This is a genomic window from Kribbella kalugense (assembly GCF_004365875.1).
In the GTDB taxonomy this organism is placed as follows: Bacteria; Actinomycetota; Actinomycetes; order Propionibacteriales; family Kribbellaceae; genus Kribbella; species Kribbella kalugense.
Genome location: NZ_SODF01000001.1, coordinates 2652661 through 2672356, shown reverse-complemented (window position 1 = coordinate 2672356; position 19696 = coordinate 2652661). Strand labels below are relative to the sequence as shown.

General features: G+C 69.6%; 8 protein-coding genes and 1 tRNA gene. 3 read left to right on the top strand and 6 right to left on the bottom strand.

The window, feature by feature from the left end:
• Positions 1-23: 23 nt before the first annotated feature.
• The 3 genes from EV650_RS12485 to aceE all read right to left on the bottom strand — a co-directional run bounded on the left by EV650_RS12485 (position 24) and on the right by aceE (position 4565).
• Entirely contained in the window at positions 24-1109 is a 1086-nt protein-coding gene (locus EV650_RS12485) for a flavin-containing monooxygenase (RefSeq protein WP_134118469.1), read from the bottom strand.
• Positions 1110-1207: 98 nt separating this feature from the next.
• Entirely contained in the window at positions 1208-1726 is a 519-nt protein-coding gene (locus EV650_RS12480) for a GNAT family N-acetyltransferase (RefSeq protein WP_134118466.1), read from the bottom strand.
• A gap of 70 nt (positions 1727-1796) precedes the next feature.
• Positions 1797-4565, bottom strand: coding sequence for a pyruvate dehydrogenase (acetyl-transferring), homodimeric type (gene aceE, locus EV650_RS12475; RefSeq protein ID WP_134118464.1), 2769 nt, complete (start codon positions 4563-4565; stop codon positions 1797-1799).
• A gap of 278 nt (positions 4566-4843) precedes the next feature.
• Between aceE and EV650_RS12470 the strand changes: the two genes are divergently transcribed.
• Both EV650_RS12470 and EV650_RS12465 read left to right on the top strand, forming a co-directional pair.
• Positions 4844-5287, top strand: a complete 444-nt coding sequence (locus EV650_RS12470; protein ID WP_134118462.1) for a DUF3052 domain-containing protein — start codon at positions 4844-4846, stop codon at positions 5285-5287.
• Positions 5284-5751, top strand: a complete 468-nt coding sequence (locus EV650_RS12465) for a peroxiredoxin (RefSeq protein WP_134118460.1) — start codon at positions 5284-5286, stop codon at positions 5749-5751. The genes EV650_RS12470 and EV650_RS12465 overlap by 4 nt, the downstream gene beginning before the upstream one ends.
• A 19-nt stretch (positions 5752-5770) precedes the next feature.
• Here the strand turns inward: EV650_RS12465 and EV650_RS12460 are convergent.
• The 3 genes from EV650_RS12460 to EV650_RS12450 all read right to left on the bottom strand — a co-directional run bounded on the left by EV650_RS12460 (position 5771) and on the right by EV650_RS12450 (position 8654).
• Positions 5771-5847: transfer RNA gene (locus EV650_RS12460), tRNA-Val, on the bottom strand.
• 140 nt (positions 5848-5987) lie between these two features.
• Complete coding sequence (locus EV650_RS12455; protein WP_134118458.1) at positions 5988-7076, bottom strand: serine hydrolase domain-containing protein; 1089 nt, start codon at positions 7074-7076, stop codon at positions 5988-5990.
• Between the two features lie 96 nt (positions 7077-7172).
• The gene (locus EV650_RS12450; protein ID WP_134118456.1) at positions 7173-8654 is read right to left on the bottom strand and encodes a carboxylesterase/lipase family protein; all 1482 of its coding nucleotides are present in this window, start codon (positions 8652-8654) and stop codon (positions 7173-7175) included.
• Positions 8655-9087: 433 nt separating this feature from the next.
• On the opposite strand from EV650_RS12450, the gene EV650_RS12445 reads away from it, so the two are divergent.
• A complete protein-coding gene (locus EV650_RS12445) occupies positions 9088-19413 on the top strand; it encodes a non-ribosomal peptide synthetase/type I polyketide synthase (RefSeq protein ID WP_134118454.1) in 10326 nt (3441 codons plus the stop codon).
• Positions 19414-19696 lie beyond the last annotated feature (283 nt).

Here is a 19696-nt window from a genome sequence, read left to right as displayed (position 1 = left end):
ACAGGTGAGCATGCCCTGCCGGTTCACGCGGCGGCAAGACTCCGCTCGGTGCGGACCCGCGCCGCGATCCGCCGGGCGACGTACGCCGCGTCCCGGCCGACCCCCGGCAGCACCATCGAACTGAAGGCGTACTGGAACGACAGCCCGCAGAAGAACAGACCGGGCGCGTTCTCGGCGACCCCGCGGTACTCGCGCGGCCAGCCGTCCGCGCCGACGATCGGCACCTTGATCCAGTCGAACACCTGCCGGAACCCGGTCGCCCACACCACGTTCGCGACGTCCAGCACCCGGCCGTCCGCCAGCATCGGCCGACCGTCCTGCGTTCCGGTGACCCGGGCCGGTACTCGCTCGACGCCTCGCTCGAGCAGATCTGCCCGCTTGACCCGGATCATCGGGCCGCCGTGGTGCCGCATGTGCTCCATCTCCTTCCTGCCCATCGGCGTCCGGCGGTTGAGCACATGCCGCCACGCGAACAACATGACCGGCCAGAAGAAGGCCTGGCTGGGCCGGCCGGGCGTGAACGGCACCTGGCCAGGATCGCGGCCGGACAGGATCGTCTGGTGCGTCTGCGCGACCTCGTAGGCGATGTCGGTGCCGGAATGCGATCCGCCGACGACCAGCACCGCTCCGTCCTTGAGCTGCTCCGGTCGCTGGTACTCCGACGAATGCAGCTGCCGGATCGCCGGGTCCAGGTCGACCGCGAAGTCCGGGAGGTACGGCGTACGCCCGAAGGTGCCGGTGGCGACCACGACGTTGTCGGCAGTGAGCTGCTCGCGCCCGACGGTGGCGATCCATCGGTCGTCGAGCCGCTCGAGCTTGTCGACCCGGGCGTTCGGCCGGATCGGCAGGTCGAAGCGCTCGGCGTACGACGCGAGGTAGTCGGCGACCTCGTCCTTGCCCGGGTAGTGCCACGGCTCGCCCGGGAACGGGAGGCCGGGCAGTCCGTCGTACTTCGCCGGCGAGTAGAGCTTCAGGCTGTCCCAGTGCGACCGCCACTGGTCTCCCACCCGTGCGCCGCCGTCGAGGATCGTGAACGGCTCGTCGAGCCGCTGTAGGTGGTAACCGGTGGCGAGCCCGGCCTGTCCCGCGCCGATGATGATCGTGTTCATGCCTCGACGGTAGGAATCCCGGGGCACCTCCCGCGTCGGACGGAATGCGCAACTTCCGTCCGCCCGCGACTACGAGGTTTGTCGTAGGCCGGCTCTGGTCAGAGCTCGATCCAGTAGCGGCGGGTCAGGCCTAGCCAGGTTTCGCCTACGTCCTGGAGTACGCCGCCGTTGCGCTCGATCGTCCGCGCCGACGCCACGTTGTCGTCGTCGCAGCTGACCATCACCCGGTCCATGCCGCGGGCGCGGGCCCGGTCGAGCACCTGCCCGAGGGCCCAGGTCGCCAGACCGCGACCACGCGCCGACGGACGTACGCCGTACCCGATGTGCCCACCGCCCTCGGCCAGCTTCTCGTTGAGCGCGTGCCGCAACGTGATCGCGCCCAGGTAGTTGCCGTCCTCAACGATCCACCAGTACGTCGCGGGCACCCGCTCTGCGGTGATTTCGACGGAGTCGCTCTGCCGGCGCAGGCGCTCGGTCCACTCGGCGAATCCTTCGGCCGTGGTCAGATCGTCGGCCTCCCACAGCCCGGCGCCGTCCTGGTGCTCCTCGCCCCATTCGCGGGACGATTCCAGGAACGAGTCGCGCAGCTCGGCGGTCGGTTCGATCAACTCAGGCATGGTCAGAGCCTAGGACAACGAGAACCGCCTCTCCCGGGAATTTCGGGAGAGGCGGTTCGGGTCGGACAGCTCAGGCGCCGGCGCCCTCTTGCTTCACACCGGCGACCGCGGTCGGGTCGTCGATCCGGAACTTGCGGGCCGCCTCGGCAGCGACCTCCGGCTTGACATCACCGCGCTTGGCCAGGATCTCCAGGGTGGCGACGACGATCGACTCGGCGTCCACCTGGAAGTGCCGCCGCGCCGCGGCCCGGGTGTCGGCCAGACCCCAGCCGTCGGTCCCGAGCGAGGTGTAGTCGTTCGGCACCCAGCGGGAGATCTGGTCCTGCACCGCGCGCATGAAGTCGCTGACGGCAACGACCGGACCCTTGGTGTCCTTGAGCTGCTCGGTCACGAACGGCACCTGCTCCGGCTCCTCCGGGTGCAGCAGGTTGTGCTGCTCGGCGGCGATCGCGTCGCGGCGCAACTCGTTCCACGAGGTGACGGACCAGATGTCCGCGGCCACGGAGTACTCCTCGGCGAGGATCTGCTGGGCCTTCAGCACCCACGGCAGTCCGACGCCGGACGCGAGCAGCTGCACCCGCGGTACGTCGTCACCCTCGGCGGTCTCGTACTCGTTGAAGCGGTACATGCCCTTGAGTAGGCCCGCGACATCGAGGTTCTCCGGCTCGGCCGGCTGCGCGACCGGCTCGTTGTACACCGTGAGGTAGTAGAAGACGTCCTCGCCGTACGGCTTGTCCTTGTCCAGACCGTAGCCGTACATCCGGCGCAGGCCGTCCTTCACGATGTGGCCGACCTCGTAGGCGAAGCCCGGGTCGTAGTGCACGACCGCCGGGTTGGTCGAGGCGAGCAGCGGCGAGTGCCCGTCCGCGTGCTGCAGTCCCTCACCGGTCAGCGTCGTACGCCCGGCGGTGGCACCCACCAGGAAGCCCCGGCCGAGCTGGTCGCCGAACGCCCAGATCGAGTCACCGGTCCGCTGGAAGCCGAACATCGAGTAGAAGATGTAGAACGGGATCATCGGCTCGCCGTGGGTGGCGTACGCCGTCCCGGCCGCGATCGTCGACCCCATCGCGCCGGCCTCGCTGATGCCCTCGTGCAGCAGCTGGCCCGCCGAGGACTCCTTCCAGGACAGCAGCAGGTTGCGGTCGACGGCCTCGTAGTTCTGCCCGTGCGGCGAGTAGATCTTCGCCGTCGGGAACATCGAGTCCATCCCGAAGGTGCGGTACTCGTCCGGGGCGATCGGGACGATCCGGTGGCCGATCTCCGGGTCCTTCATCAGGTCGCGGAACAGCCGGACCAGCGCCATCGTGGTGGCGATCGGCGCGTGGCTGCCCTTGGACAGCGGCTTGTAGACGTCGTCGCCGGGCAGCTTGAGCGTCTTCGGCGCCACCTTGCGCTGCGGCAGCGAACCGCCGAGCTGCTTACGCCGATCCATCATGTACTGGTACTCCGGCGAGTCGGTGCCGGGGTGGAAGTACGGCGGGTTGTACGCGTCCTCGAGGGCGGAGTCCTCGATCGGCAGGTAGAGCCGGTCCCGGAACGCCTTCAGGTCGTCCGAGGTCAGCTTCTTCATCTGGTGGGTCGCGTTGCGGCCCTCCAGCGCCTCGATCGTCCAGCCCTTGATGGTCTGGGCCAGGATCACGGTCGGCTGGCCGACGTGCTCGGTCGCGCTCTTGAACGCGGCGTACACCTTGCGGTAGTCGTGACCGCCGCGGGGCAGCTTGCGCAGGTCCTCGTCGGACAGGTTGCTGACCATCTGCTGCAGCCGCTGGTCGCCGCCGAAGAAGTTGTTCCGGATGTACTCGCCGGACTCGACGGAGTAGGTCTGGAACTGGCCGTCAGGCGTGGTGTTCATCTTGTTCACCAGTGCGCCGTCGTGGTCCTGGGCGAGCAGGTTGTCCCACTCGCGGCCCCAGATCACCTTGATCACGTTCCAGCCGGCGCCGCGGAAGAACGCCTCCAGCTCCTGGATCACCTTGCCGTTGCCGCGGACCGGGCCGTCCAGCTGCTGCAGGTTGCAGTTGATCACGAAGGTGAGGTTGTCGAGCTCCTCGCGGGCGGCCAGGCCGATCGCGCCGAGCGACTCCGGCTCGCCCATCTCGCCGTCACCGAGGAACGCCCAGACGTGCTGCTTGCTGGTGTCCTTGATGCCGCGGTTCTGCAGGTACCGGTTGAAGCGGGCCTGGTAGATCGAGTTCAGCGCGGCCAGTCCCATCGAGACGGTCGGGAACTCCCAGAAGTCCGGCATCAGCCGCGGGTGCGGGTACGACGACAGGCCGTGGTGCGGACCGCGCGAGACCTCCTGGCGGAACCCGTCCAGGTCGTCGGCGGACAGCCGGCCCTCGAGGAAGGCGCGCGCGTACATACCGGGGGAGGCGTGACCCTGGATGAAGATCTGGTCGCCGCCGTCGGCATGGTCCTTGCCGCGGAAGAAGTGGTTGAAGCCGACCTCGTACAGGCTGGCCGCGGACTGATAGGTGGCGATGTGACCGCCGACCTCCAGGCCCTTGCGGTTGGCCTTGCTGACCATCACCGCGGCGTTCCAGCGGATGAAGGCCCGGATCCGGCGCTCGATGTGCTCGTCGCCGGGGAACCACGGCTCACGCTCGGGCGGGATCGAGTTGATGTAGTCGGTGCTCCGCAGGGCGGGCACGCCGACCTGTCGCTCCCGGGCTCGCTCGATCAGCTTGAGCATCAGGTAGCGCGCTCGCGCCTTGCCCCGTTCGTCCAGGACGGCGTCGAGCGATTCGACCCACTCGCGTGTCTCGTCGGGGTCGATGTCGGGGAGCTGGGTGGGCATCCCCTCGGTGATGATGGCTGGTGGTTCGTGTCCGGAAGCCACGGTGTCCTGCCGTTCTCTCTGCCGTTCGTTCTGGTTGTCTTCCACGCAATCCTGTCACCTGTTCGGAATGCGTTCTACTTCGCCTTCCAGACAGGTCCGAATCCGGTTGTCAAGGCGCGATCTCAGCGGACACGCACTGTACCCGCCACGCGGATACCGGACACGTCACGGAACCCTGGTGCATACTTGCGCGACGCGGTACGGCACGATGGACTATCGCTAGCTGTGCGGCTACTGACACCTACCCCCGGGCAAGCGGGGACCACGGAGGAGGACACGTGAGCGCGACCGCGGACCACGCGGACGGCAAGGGCGGAGTGCCGAACATGGCCTCCCGGCTCGGCCTGGAGGCCGGCTGGGTCGTCCAGGAGATCGGGTACGACGACGACAGCGACGACAACTTCCGCGATGCGATCCGGGAGATCACCGGCGAGGCGTTCGTCGACGACGAGACCGACGAGGTCGTGGACGTCGTACTGCTCTGGTTCCGCGAGGACGACGGAGACCTGGTCGACGCCTTCTTCGACATCCTCACCGACCTGAAGGCCGGTGGCGTCGTCTGGCTGCTGACCCCGAAGGTCGGTCGCGACGGCTACGTCGAGACCAGCGACATCGCCGAGGCCGCGCCCGTCGCCGGCCTGGCCACGACGAGCACGTTGAGCGTGACCGACGACTGGTCCGCGACCAAGCTGGTGGTTCCGAAGTCCGGCCGCCGCGGGTGACCGTCCCGGCTGCAGGCAGCCGGGCCCCCGACTTCAGTACTCGGAACCAGTACGGCGAACAGGTCCGGCTGAGCGACTTCGCCGGCCACCGGGACGTCGTACTGGTCTTCTATCCGTATGCCTTCAGCCAGGTCTGCACCAGCGAACTGGCCGAACTCCGCGACCGGCCGGACCTGCTCGCCGCCGCCGAGTTCCTGGCGATCTCCTGCGACCCGATGTTCACCCTCCGGGCGTACGCCGACGCGCAGAGCCTGAACTTCAGCCTGCTCACCGACTTCTGGCCCCACGGCACCATCGCCACGTCGTACGGCGTCTTCGACCCGGACCGCGGCTGCGCCCTCCGCGGCACTTTCGTCGTGGACCGAACCGGCATCATCCGCTGGTCCGTGGTCAACCCGATCCCGGAGGCCCGCAACCCCGACGACTACGCTGCCGCGCTGGCAAGTCTCACCGCGAACCCCTGAGCCGGCCGGTGGTTACTAGTGGTGGGCTGTGAGGGACTCGAACCCCCGACCCCCTCGGTGTAAACGAGGTGCTCTAACCAACTGAGCTAACAGCCCATGCCGCCCGGCAAACGAAGCCCCGGCACGCCGGCGCCGGGGAGGTTTGCTCACCTGAGGAGCAGGCGTTCACGATATCACCTACCCGGCTGCTCGGCGTCCAGGAACGCTTCGATCCCCCCTTCGCCCACGGATCTGTTTCAGAACACCGCCTTCACCAGGCGGTCGAGGGCCGGCGGGAAGATCTGGAGCAGGTCTACGTCGGCGTCTCCCATCGTGATGAGGGCGGTCAGGGTCTTGGTGCCGTCTGCGCTGCTGAACACCAGGGCGCCGTACCCGCCCGGTGCGCTGCCGTTGTGGTGGTAGATGGTCTCTGAGCCGGTGTCCTGCGCGAACAGACCCAGGCCGTAGTTGAGCGGACCGCTCTTCGGCTCCGGCGTCCGCATCTCGGCCAGCAGTTCGGCAGGCAACAGCTGTCCGCTCTGCAGCGCGGACATGAAGACGTGCAGGTCCCGGACGGTCGAGAGCATGCTGCCGGCGCCGAACAGCAGCGAGGGGTTCTGCTCGGTGACGTCGACCAGCTTCGATTCGTCGCCGTCCGAGTAGCGGAAGTAGCCGTGCGAGTGGGGGTCTGGAATGTCCGTCCGGTCGCCCGGTTCCAGGGTGCCGGTCAGGTCGAGCGGCTTGAGGATCCGCGCTTCCAGCTCCGCAGTGAACGAGCGGCCGGTGACGGCCTCGATCAGCAGCGCGGCGATCGTGTAGTTCGTGTTGGCGTAGCTCCACTCGGCGCCCGGCTCGAACCGCGACGGCTTGGACAGCGCGAACTCGACCAGCTCCTCCGGTGCGTAGCCCTGCAGCCGGTTCTCCGCCCAGTCCTTGCCGGTCGCCGGGAGGCCCGGTACGACGGTTCCGTCGGGGAAGTACTCGCCCGTGTAATTGAACAGCCCGCTGGTGTGGTTGAGCAGCATCCGCACCGTGATCCGCGGATCCAGCTCGAACCGGGCGAGATGCGGCGCCACCGGGCCGTCCAGCTCGAGCTTGCCCTCGGCCACGAGTTGCAGCACGACAGTCGACACGAACGTCTTGGTGACACTGCCGACCCGACCCTGTCCGTCCAGCGGCGGCTCGTCGGCGCTGCCAAGCTCACGGACTCCGGCGCTGCCGACCCACTCGCCCTGCTCGTCGTGCACGCGCAGTTCCAGCCCGCCGAAGCCGGCGTCGACGAACTCCTCGGCGGCCTTCCGCAACTCCGGGCGGTCCTGCTGCTCGCTGGGGGTTTGGATCGGCATGTTCGTGCTCCTCGGTCTCGAGCGCGGTGGTCCCGCGCTGCCGAGAACCACGATCGCCGCGCGCCCTGACACCGGACCGCCACCGCGCTGACACGTTCACCCCAGCAAGGGGAGCGGTGCGAAGTCGTAGTTGGCCCACAGGCGGCGGGACTGTTCTTCGGCGTACGGCGTGATGGTGAGGTCGGTGCCGATCGACGCGACTAGGCGGTGCGTTTCGTCGTACTGCGGCCAGCCGGGATCGCCGGTGTGGGCGAAGGTTGTCCAGGCGGTTCGGAAGTGTTGGGAGACTCGCTCGATGTCGGCGGGGGACTCCGAGCCGAGGAGGAAGGCGGTGTGCTCCTGCTGAAGGTTCCCGAAGACCAGCGGCACGTCGACGCCGTGACAGGCACCGAGCCCGCTGCTCGGCCACACCAGCTCGTAGGAGTACGCGCGGCCCCCGCCGGCGACCTGCGCTTCGGCCAGCCGGTGACTCGGCATCCGGAACAGCCAGTCGGAATGGACCAGCTCGAACAAGCGCTCGGCGCTCGCGTCCGGATAGGCCTCGCGGAAGCCGTCCGGGCCGAGCAGCTCCAGCGCGGCCGTGGCGTCGGAGTCGGTGACGTTGCCGAGGCGGCCGGTGATCGCGAGCATCAGCCGGTACTCGTCGCGGTTGTGGCCGGCGATCAGCTCGACCTCGCGGCCGGTGCCGTCGGCGAGAGCGTCGTACGGCGTCCTCGGCAGGACCTCACCGTCGACAACCGGCGAGAACGGGACCGAGGTGTGCGCGACGGCTCCCCAGCGATCGGCGTACGGAAGCATCGCGCCGCTCAACGCGTCGCTCGCCCCGACGAGCTCGGCCGCGGAGACCCCGCTCAGGCCGTCGACGCTCGGCTCGCGTCCGAGCCGCTTGGCGATCGTCGCCATGATGTCGTCGGCCAGCGGCACCGAGAAGAACGTCCCGGGCACGCTCTGCGTGATCGCCCGGCCGAACAACCCTGCGGCTCGCGGCATCGCCAGCAGGGCGGCGATCGAGCCGGCTCCGGCGGACTCCCCGAACACCGTGACCCGCGCCGGATCGCCGCCGAACGCCGCGATGTTCTCGCGCACCCACTCGAGCGCCGCGACCTGATCGAGCAGACCCCGGTTGGCGGGAGCACCCTGCAGCGAGCCGAACCCTTCGACGCCGACCCGATAGTTGAACGTCACCAGTACGACGTCACCCTCGCGAGCCAGCCGTGCCCCGTCGGTCGCCGGATCACTCGCGTGGCCGAACGCGTACGCGCCGCCGTAGATCCACACCATCACCGGCAGCCCGGCGCCGAGCTCGACCCGTGGCGACCAGACGTTGACCGTCAACCACTCGTCCCCGGTGACCGGGTTCGACGGCGGTCCGAAGATCTGCGACTGCGGTGGCGGTGGTCCCCAAGACGTTGCCGGACGAACGCCGTCCCATGGTTCGGCGGGCTGCGGAGCGGCGAACCGCAGGTCGCCCGGCAAGGGTGCGGCGAACGGGATCCCCCGGAAGACCGCGAGGCCGTTCTCGGCGCTGCCGCGGACGAGTCCGGTAGTTGTGCGGACCGTTGAGCCGCTGTCGATCATGGTCACCATGGTCGACCCACCGGACGATCCTGTCGCCGGAGTTTTGCGCGCCGGAGTTTGTGCCGGGGGCCGTATCGGAAGCGGCTCCCGCTCGTTGTGAACGGTGTCGATGGGTCGCGGAATTCTTAACTATCGGCTGGTGAGAACGGACTCCTCCAGGGCCGGTTGCGGCTGGTAGGGTTCACGGCTGTCGGTCGGCTCGATGACGCACCGGGTGCGCCCGGTGACGGCGTTGTTCCGGCTGGCGGAAAACGGGGCTGCTGTCGGTGTGAAGTGAGGCGGGTCTGCCCTGAACCCGCTCCGTCCAGTTGGGGAGGCGCGTGTCCGTGAGTCGCCATCTGGCCGGCGTCTCTCCGCTCGTAGCCGAGCCGTGCGCGCGTCCCGTCGTACCCGCAGCTGATCGGTTGGCGACCCCGCTGGTGGTGGCATCGGCGTGAGAAGTGGTGCAGACCGGCCGGCGATCTCCACCGGGCCGGCGTTGATGATTCCCGCCGGGTACCCGCGCGACCTGCCGAGCGCGCTGCTCCGGGCCGCGCGTGACTTCGGCGCCGCCGGAGTGGTCGAGATCGGCCCGGACGGCCGTGAGACCAAGCTCGACTTCCCGACCTTGCTCGAGCTCGCCGCCCGGATCCTGGCCGGCCTGCGGGCGAACGGCGTACGCGCGGGTGATCCCGCGGTCGTGCACTGCACCGAGCCGGTCGGGTTCTTCGCCGCGTTCTGGGCCTGCACGCTCGGCGGCATCCGCCCGCTGCTGGTCGCGCCGAACCCGGGCGGCGACCGGACCGAAGAAGGCCGGGAGCGGCTCCGCAAGATCACCGACCTGCTCGGCTGGACGGTCCTGATCGGCCGCCCGTCCGACCTGCCGAACGACCTCGGCCTGCCGGTCCTCGACCCGGACGCGATGGCGGGCCACGAGCCGACCTCGGACTTCCACCGGCCGGCCGCGGACGACGTCGCCGTACTGATGTTGTCGTCGGGCTCGACGGGCGCGGCGAAGCTCGTGCAGCTGACGCATCGCGGGCTGGTCGAATTCGCTGCCGGTACGCCGGCCATGCTGCCGGTGCGACCTGGTCAGACGACGTTGAACTGGCTGCCGCTGGATCGCAGCGGGGCATTCCTGCTGTACCACCTGCTGCCCGTGTTCACCGGGTGCACGAACATCCACGTGAACACGGACTGGGTGCTGTCCAACCCGCTGCGCTGGCTCGACCTGATGGACCAGCACCGCGTCAACCACTCGTGGTCGCCGAACTTCGGGTACCGCCTCGCCACGGCCGCTGTGGCGGGGGAGCCGGACCGGCACTGGGATCTGTCCGCGTTGCGCAGTCTGGTCAGCGGTGGTGAGCAGATCACCGTGCCGGTGATGTCGGAGTTCCTGCGGGTGACGAACCGGTTCGGCGTGGTGCCGGAGACGTTCGTCGCGGCGTGGGGGATGACCGAGACGGTCACCGGGATCACGTTCGCACGGCCCGGGCTGACGCCGAACGTGCACCGGGTACGGATCCCACCGACCGGCATCGTCGAGTGGGTGGACCAGCGCCCGTCGTCCGGGAAGGTCGCTGTCGCGCGACCGGGTAAGACGCGCGTTGAGGTCCCCGGGGTGTTGTCGCTGGTGTCGGTGGGAGCGCCGGCACCGGGTACGACGGTACGCATCGTGGCACCGAACGGCGCCGTACTGCCGGAAGGCCGGATCGGTCAGCTGCAGGTCGCGTCGGCTCGGGTCACGCCGGGGTACCTCGGGAATCTCGAGGCCGACCGGACCGCGTTCCCGGTCGGGAACTGGCCGGCCCGGAAGTGGCTGGCGACCGGGGACCAGGGCTTCATCACCGGCGGGCAGGTCGTCATCACCGGCCGGGACAGCGAACGCATCATCATGTCGGGCAAGCTCCACTACGCCCACGACATCGAGTCCGTCGCCACGACCGTGGTCGGCGCGGAACACGGTCTGGTCGCCGCGTGCGGTGTCGCGGACGAGGAGTCCGGGACCGACCGGCTGGTCGTCTTCTATGCACTGACGGCCGAGTCTGTTCCTGGGATGGACCAGGCGATCCGAAGCTTGATCCAGTCCCGCCTCGGCCTGTCGGCCCAGGTCGTCGGCGTCCCACGCCGCGACTTCCCGACGACCCCCGGCGGCAAGATCCTCCGCCCACTCCTCAAACAACGCTGGATCGACGGCACCCTCCTCCAACCACCCGCCGCCCCCCACGTAGAACCGGCCGGCGCCACCCCCGACTCCGGTCCCACCGGCCAGGGCCCTTCGGCCGCCCCCGAAACCACCCCATACGCCGACGAGGACCCCTCCGAACGCACCACCGAACTCCCAGTAGTCCGCCTAGCCTGGCAACGAGAACTCCAACAATCCATCCCCACACCCCCCCAACGCCCCACCCTCGGCGCCCCCTCAACACCCGCCCCTTCCGCACCAACGCCCGCCGCAGCCTCCGCACCCGCGTCGTCGGCACCGGCCCCTTCCACTAGCGCGCCGTCGCCCGAGGCCGCCTCACCGCTCACAGCTCCAGCAGCCAAGCCGGCCGAGCCCACCCCGGCCCCCGCAGCTGAGCAGCCAGCGCAGGCCACGTCCGCGCAGCCCACGCCCGCGCAACCCACGGAGCCGGCAGCGCCGCCCGCAAACGCGCCGTCGCCTGCACCTTCCGCAGCCGCGCCATCGCCAGCGCCCTCAGCCGACCAGTCCGCACCCGCTGCTACCGCCGCACCCACGTCCGAACTCGAGCCAACTCCCGAGGCCGGTGCCCCCGCAGCAGCTATGCCTCAGCTTGAGACGACTTCCGAAGCCGGTGGCACCGCCGCACCCACACCCGAGCCCGAGCTGACGGCCGAGCCCGCCGCCTTCGCAGTACCTGCGCCGGACGCCTCTGAACCTGCTGATTCCGCCACACCTGCAGCGCCAACGTCCGAGACCGGGTCGCCAGCCGAACAGTCTGCGCGGGGTGCTACCTCGGAACCCACGTCTGAGGCCGAGCCCGCTGCGTCCGACAAGCCCGCAGTACCTGCGACGGATCCCGAGTTCGCTGCCGAACCTGCTGCATCAGCCGAGACGGCGCCTGCGACGTCCGAGGCCGAGTCAGCAGCTGAACAGTCATCGCCCGAAGCCGCCTCGGCACCGACGTCTGAGCCCGAGCCGACGGCCGAGCCCGCTGCGTCTGCCGCGTCCGCAGTACCTGTGGCGGAGCCCGAACTCGCTCCCGAGGCTGCTGCATCCGCAGGTACGGCGGCGCCGACGTCCGAGGCCGAGTCAGCAGTCGAGCAGCCCTCGGGCGAAGCCGCCGCGGCACAAGCGGTCGAGGCTCGGCCGGCTGCACCTGACAGCACGCCGGAATCTGCGGCCGACGAGCAAGGGGCCGTTGTACCGGCTGTCGCAGAAGAGCCAGACAACAAGCAGTCCACCGACGAACCGCAGGCAGCACCTGGCGAGTCCAAGGCGGACGAGCAGCCGCGCGCTGCAGGCGAGCAGACATCTCCCGCAGCCCGAGAGGCCATCCAACCTGAAGCCTCCACCCCGTCGGCAAACGCCACCGAGCAGGAGCAGGCTTCCGAGGAGCGCGCCGAGCAAGAGCCCGCTGACGCGGAGCATGGTCGGGAAGAGCAGGCCGAGCAAGAGCCCGGCGACGCGGAGCATGCCGAGCAAGAGCACGCCGACGCCGCACGGGCCGAGCAAGAGCCCGGCGACGCGGAGCGGGGTGGGCAAGAGCAGGGCGAGCAGAAACACGCGGAGGAGTTGGATGAGGCGGCCGCGGATGCTCGGGTCGCCGGGCATGAGCAAGCCAGCGTCGAGCCCTCGGCCGAGCGGGACGACGCAGCTGAGCGGGACGACGCAGCTGAGCTGGAGGTAGTCGAGTCCGCGAGTTCTGAAGGAGCTGACAGCGCCGAGCTTGCGGGTTCTGAGTCCGCCGATGTCGAGGGTGCTGGCAGCGACGAGCCCGGGGTCTCGGATACCGCGGATGCTGAGGGAGGCGGCGGCGCCGACGCGGTGGGTGCTGAGTCCTCCGATGTCGAGGGAGGTGGCGGCGGCGAGCCTGCGGTTTCCGATTCCACGGATGCCGAAGGAGTTGGTGGCGCCGAGGCGGTGGGTGCTGAGTCCGCCGGTGCCGGGGGAGCTGGTGCTGCCGAGCTTGCGGGTTCTGGGTCCACCGATGGCGAAGATGCTGACGGCGATGAGGGTGCGGCTTCTGGGGCCACGGATGTTGAGGGCGCCGGACTCGTAGCCTCCGAGGCTGCCGAGGCCGAGGCCGAGGGTGCTGACGGTGGCGAGTCCGAGGTGGCTGAGGCGGCGGTTGCGCTGGGTGAGGCGACGGCGACTGGCGACCCGGCGGTCGGGGGCGAATCGCAGGACGTCGAGTCGGCGCAGGGTGTTGAGGCGCATGACGTCGACGGGCGGGATGTCGAGGTCCAGGACGTTGAGGCGCGGGGTGTCGAGGGGCAGGGTGTCGAGGGGCAGGACGTCGGGGCTGGGCTTGAGGGTGTGGATGGTGCTGGCGTTGACCAGCAGGCGGGTGGTGGCGAGGGGACTGTCGCTGAGGACGTTGGGGACGGCGGGGGTGGGGTAGCCGAGACCTCGGCCGAGGTGGCAGGCGCGTCTTCTGGTGGCGTGGCTGAGGTCGTAGGCGCGTCTTCGGGTACGGCGGAGGACGGAGCGGAGTTCGGCGACGAGGCGGAGACTGCTGAGCTCGTGCGGGTGCCTGGCGCGGCTGGTGATGTAGCTGCCGGGGACGCGGGGCGCGAGGCGCTTCAGGAGTCGGTGGCGGCCGTTGGAGACGACGGCGGCGAGGTTGAGGTTTCTGGCGCGGCTGACAGCGACGAGCTTCAGGCTTCTGAGTCCGCGGCTGCGGTGGGTGAGGGTAGCGAGCCGGGGGACCTGGCGGACTCGGAGTCGGCGGCGGTGGGCGTCGTACCGCCGAAGGACTCCGAGGTTGCGGAGGACGGCGTTGTCGGGGTGGCGGAAGATGTTGCTGAGGGCAACGCTTCTGGCGACGCGGATGATCGCGAGACTCACGTCGCCCCACGCGAGGCTTCGGTTGAGCAGGAGTCGGTAGGCGGCGACGAGCAGGCGAGTGGGCCGGCGGAAGACGTTGCTGAGGGCAACGCTGCTGACGGGGTGGTTGGGCGTGAGCGGGTTGGGTTGGTTGAGCCCGTGGCTGTGGTGGGGGTGGCTGGGCGGTTTCCGGGGGCTGAGGGGGTTGAGCAGTTCTGGGAGAACCTTGTCGGTGGGGTGGAGAGTGTTCGGCGGTTCTCGGCGGAGGAGGTCGGAGGGACGGGCGACGGGGCCGCGGCGGTCAGTGGGGTGCTGGAGCACGTCGAGTCGTTCGATGCGAAGTTCTTCGGGTTGAGTGACCGCGAAGCGGAACTGATGGATCCGGCTCAGCGGTTGTTCCTCGAGGTGTGTCATCAGGCGTTGGAGCACGGCGGGTACGCCGGTACGTCGAGCCGCGTCGGTGTGTTCGCCGGATCGGGCATGAACCTCTACAACCGCCATCACCAGTCCAGGGACTCGCTGGCCACCCGGGTCGCCTATCGACTCGGGCTGACCGGTCCCGCGATCGGTGTGCAGTCGGCCTGGTCGTCGTCGCTGGTCGCCGTACACCTTGCCTGTCAGGCGTTGCGCTCGGGTGACGCGGATCTCGCGCTCGCCGGTGCCGCCGCCGTACAGATGCCGCAGGCAACGAGTTACCAGCCGACGCCGGAGTCGATCCTTTCGCCGAGCGGGCACGTGCGGGCGTTCGCCGCGGACGCCGACGGCACTGTCGGTGGCAACGGCGTCGCCGCCGTACTGCTGAAGCGTCTCGACCAGGCTCTCGCCGACGGCGACACGGTGTACGCCGTGATCCGCGGTACTGCGGTCAGCAACGACGAGGGGAACCAGGTCGACCTGATCGAGCGTGCGCTCGAGCGCGCCGGGTTCGACGCCGACTCGGTCAGCTACATCGAGGCCAACGGGATCGGCACCGCGACCGCCGACGCGGCCGAGGTCAAGTCGCTGACGACCGCGCTCCGCCGGCACACCGACAAGGTTGGGTTCTGCACGATCGGCTCGGTGAAGCCGAACATCGGCCACCTCGACAGCGCCGCCGGTATGGCCGGCCTGATCAAAACGATTCTGATGCTGCAGCACCGGATGCTCGTCCCGACGATCAACTACACCACTCCGAACCCGGCGCTCGCCCTCGACGGCAGCCCGTTCGTGATCGGCACCGAAGCACGCGAATGGGACGCAGGTACGACGCTCCGCGCGGGCGTCAGCGCGATCGATGCCGGCGGCACCAATGCGCTCGTGATCCTCGAGGAGGCGCCCCGGCAGATCCGCCGCGGCGACGACGGCCCCGTCGTACTCCCGCTCTCCGCGCCCGACCCGGACGCCCTGGCCGACCTCGTCGAGCTGTACCGCACGGACCTCGGCCACGGCACCGGTCATCGCCTCATCGACCTCGCTGGTACGGCGGCACTCGGCCGCCCGGCCCACCGTCATCGGGTCGCGGTCGCGGGCGGTTCGGAAGCCGAGCTCGAGGAGGCACTCGGGTCCGCCCAGGCGACAGAAGTACCGCGCGGCGGACCCGGCCCACTGGGGTACGCGTTCACCGGCCAGGGCGCCGCCCGGCGCGGTATGGCGGCCGGTCTCGCCGCCCGCTTCCCGGCGTTCCGCTCGGTGCTCGACGAGTGCGATCGCGTGTACCACGAAGAGACCGGCGGCAACCTTCTCGAGCTCCTGCTGACCACAGCAGCCGGTACGGCGGAAGGCGTCTGGCCGACCGAGACCGCGCAGCCGGCCCTGTTCGCGTTCGAGCTCGCACTCGCCCGACTCTGGCAGTCGTTCGGCGTCCAGCCCGCACTCGTCGTCGGCCACAGCGTGGGGGAGTACGCCGCTTTGACCGTTGCGGGCGCGTTGTCGTTGCAAGACGGCGTACGCCTCACTGCGAAGCGCGGCCAACTCATGCAGCGCGGCACGGTCCCCGGCGCGATGGTCGCCGTCCGCGCGGACGCCGACCGGGTCCGGGAGATCGCCCGCACCACCGGCGTGGAGGTTGCTGCAGGCAACGGTCCGCAGTCGTTCGTGCTGACCGGGTCTGAGGTGATCGTCGGTCAGCTTGCCGCACAGCTGGACCGGCTGGAGGTCGCGTGGCAGCGGCTGGACGTCGACCGCGCGTTCCACAGTTCGTTGGTCGACCCAATACTGGCCGACTTTGCCGAGATCGTCCGCGGGATCACACTGAAGCCACTGCGGACGCCGATGGTGTCGAGCTGGTCGGGTGATCTGCTCGAGTCCGGGACCGTCCTCGACGGCGACTACCTGGTGGGCCAGCTGCGGCAGCCGGTCCTGTTCGGCGACGCGGTCGAGGCCGTCACGGCCGCCGGTTGCCGCCGATTCCTGGAGCTCGGACCGGACGCCGTACTAAGTCCCGCCGGTCGCCGGATCGCCCCGAACAGCACGTGGATTCCGGCCCAGCGCCTCGGCCAGGACCCGGTGCTCGCGACGATGAATGGCCTGGCCGAGCTGTACGAGCAGGGCACGGAGATCGCCTGGGCCAAGGTCTACCCGGACGGCGGCCGCGTCCCGTTGCCGACGTACCCCTTCCGTCGGGTGCACCACCCGGTCGATCCCTCGGTGACGGTGGTTATCGGACCAGGTACGGCGGTTGCCGGTGACAACGGTGTGGCCGCGAGGGCGCAGTCGAACGCGTTCGAGCGGGCCGCACGAGCCCAGTCCTTGGTCTTCGAGCCGCCGTCGAACGCAGCGGTGAAGCGGATCATGCTGGACCCGCCGACGGAGCCCGTCGAGCCCGAGCCGACAGTGGACGAGGACAGCGAGCGGTCGCCGTTCGAACTGCCGGCCGAGACGCATCAGATCGATGCGGACTACCTCCTGCAGGCCGGATCATTGCCGGGTGACGAGGTGTCGGCCGAGCGGTACCGCGAGTCGCTGGACGTCGTACTCGACCTGACCTGCGAGGAACTGAACCTCGATCCGTACGACCTGACCGTGGACCATACGTTCGCCGAGCTCGGAGCGACACCGGCGTCAATGGCGCCGGTGATCGACGAGATCAACAGCCGCTTCTCGGTGGAGCTGGCGCCGGACGATCTGTTCCTGACCTACACCACCCCGCACAAGCTCGCGACCGCCGTAGCCGTCGAGGCCGCCGAGCCTGAGCCCGCACTCGCCGAGCCCGCACCCACCGAGGAGCTCCCAGCCAGCAGGGATCCCAGGGCGGCGCTGGCTGTGCTCGGGACCGGGCTGGCCGAGCTTGCCGCGAAGGTCGACGAGGCCGCCGCCGCGACCAGCGAGGCCGAGCTGCCGGGCAGCGGGATGGCGGCGCTCATGTCCCAGCAGCTCCGCGTCGCGGGTCAGCTGGTCGATGGCGTCACGCAGCTGATGCGCGAGCAGCTCGCCCTCCTCGGCGAGCAGCCGGATGAGCCGGCCATAGAAGACCCAGCCGGTTCCTGGGACGACGAGGTGATCGACGAAGCCCGCAGTACGACGGAATCCCGGCCCGGCGACGAGGAACGCCGCCGCGACTTCTCGTACTGGGACCAGACGCTGGCCGGCGCCGAACCGTTGGTCCTCCCAGCGGATCGTGTTCGCGTAGCCGGCGACAACGCGGTCGCATCGGTCAAGCAGGAGCTCGACGAGGAGCTAGGCGACGCGGTCTTCGCGTACAGCCGCGAGCGCAAACTCAGCCCCGTCATGACGATGCTCGCTGCGGTCGCGACTGTGCTCGGCCGGTTCGCGGCGCAAGAGGACGTCACGATCGGCTCCGCCCTGATCCGTCCGAAGGGCGACACCTCGACCGCGATCCGCCGCCCGCTCCCGTTGCGCATCGATCTCTCCGGCGAGCCCGACCTCGGCGAACTCGCTCAACGGGTCCGCGACCTGGCAACGGATGCGTTCGACCACGCCGGACTCGATCTCGCCATTCTCCAGCGGGACCCGTTGTTCCAGATCCTCGTCGACTTCGAGGACGGCGACGACGACCTGCCTGCCGCCGTCGACCTGCGGTTCCGGTTGACCCACCACGGCGCCGGCGTCATCTGTACTGCGGACTACCGGTCCGGACTGTTCGACCGGACCACGATCGAGCGCCTGCTCGGCTACCTGGCCGAAGTGTTGCGCAGGGCAACGACCCGGTCGAACCTGCGGCTCCCGGAACTGGTGCTCCCGATCGAGTCCGACCTCGAGGCTCTCCGCGAGCTGGAGGCCGACACCGATCCGAGCGGCCCGATCGGCCGGGTACGACGCGATGCCGTCGTCGCCGGCGAACTCAGTGGACTGCACACCCTGTTCGAGCAGCAGGTCGCTCGCACGCCGGACGCGATCGCGCTGATCCAGAACAACCGTCAACTCACGTACGCCGAACTGGACCGCCGATCGAACGCGGTCGCCTGGCAGTTGGTCGATCTCGGCGTCAAGCCAGGGCAGCTGGTCGCCGTCCGAGTTGCCCGAGGCACCGAAATGGTCGTCGCGGTACTCGCGGTGCTGAAGTCCGGTGCGGCGTACCTTCCGCTCGACCCCGGCGTACCGGAATCCCGGTGGGCGTTCATGATCCACGACGCCTCGGCGGTCGCGCTGGTCGGTGACGATGCGGCACTGGCGGACCGGCTAGGTCTCCGGTTGGTGCCGGTCGCGGCAGTGGACGGCGACCCGCGGGCGCGACAGGCGCCGCCGGTGCGGGCCGCGGCCGATGATGTTGCCTACTGCATCTATACGTCCGGTTCGACCGGCAATCCGAAGGGCGTCATCGTCCCGCACCGCGGTCCGGTCAACCTGGTCCGGCACTACCTGCGGACCCGGCGATCGCTGCGGACGTTGCAGTGGACGTCGTTCGGCTTCGACGTACACGTGCAGGAGATGTTCACGACGCTGGCGTCGGGTGCGGCGCTCGTACTGATCGGCGAGGACGACCGGTACGACCCGGACTCGGTGGTCGCGGCGCTCCGCGATCACGGTGTCGAGCGGTTGTTCATGGCGTTCAGTCCGTTGACCGCGTTGCTGGCGACGATGCGCCGGCTGCCCGAACTGCCCGCGCTGCGGGAGATCGTCGCGGGCGGTGAGGCGATGGTGCTGACGCACAAGGTCCGGGACTTCCTGGACGCGCATCCGAACTGCCGGCTGTACAACGAATACGGGCCGGCCGAGGCGTCGATCGTGACCACGATCCACGAGGTCGACCCGGCCGAGGACAGGCCGTCGATCGGGCGTCCGATCGAGGGTGTCGTCGTACGCCTCCTGGACGCGGTACTGCGGCCGGTGCCGGTCGGTGCGGTCGGCGAGATCTACCTCGGCGGCGCGGCGGTTGCTCAGGGCTACATCGGGCGGCCGGAGGAGACCGAGCACGCGTTCGTACCGGATCCGGGCCACCCGGGCGCGCGGCTGTACCGCAGCCGGGACCTCGGTCGCTGGCGGGTCGACGGCATGCTGGAGTACCTCGGCCGCGCGGACGATCAGGTGAAGATCCGCGGCCACCGGGTCGAGCCCGGCGAGACCGAGCACGTGCTGGCCGATCAGCCCGGCGTTGTCGACGCGGTGGTCGTTGCCCAGTCGGACCCGGGCGGCGACACCTGCCTGATCGGGTACGTCGTCCTGGAGGACAGCGATCCCGCCGTACTGGCGCGGCTGATGCTTGACCTGGGCAAGGAGCTGCCGATCTACCTGGTGCCGGCGGACCTGATCCCGATCGAGGAGCTCCCGCTGGACGACAACGGCCGCCTCGACCGCACCCGCCTGCCCGACCCGGAATGGCGCAAGCCCTAGCAGACCCTAACGGCAGTGATATCCGGCAAGGTCCTGGCCGGATATCTGTTCTGCGCAATGGACGGGGGTGGCGCCCCCCACGGCCGCCGTCCGCCGTCCACAGTGCAGAACCCGCGTTCGATCCCATCCCTCCACGAGATCGAACACCTACCGTTCGGTCGGACGCCGCCGGATGAGCGGTGGTTCCCGACCTGTGGGTGACACGGTTGCGGCGGGAGAGTCTCCTCACCCGCCGCTCACGTGTACCGGTTGATCCAAGGCCCCCCATCGATCAGCCGTTCCG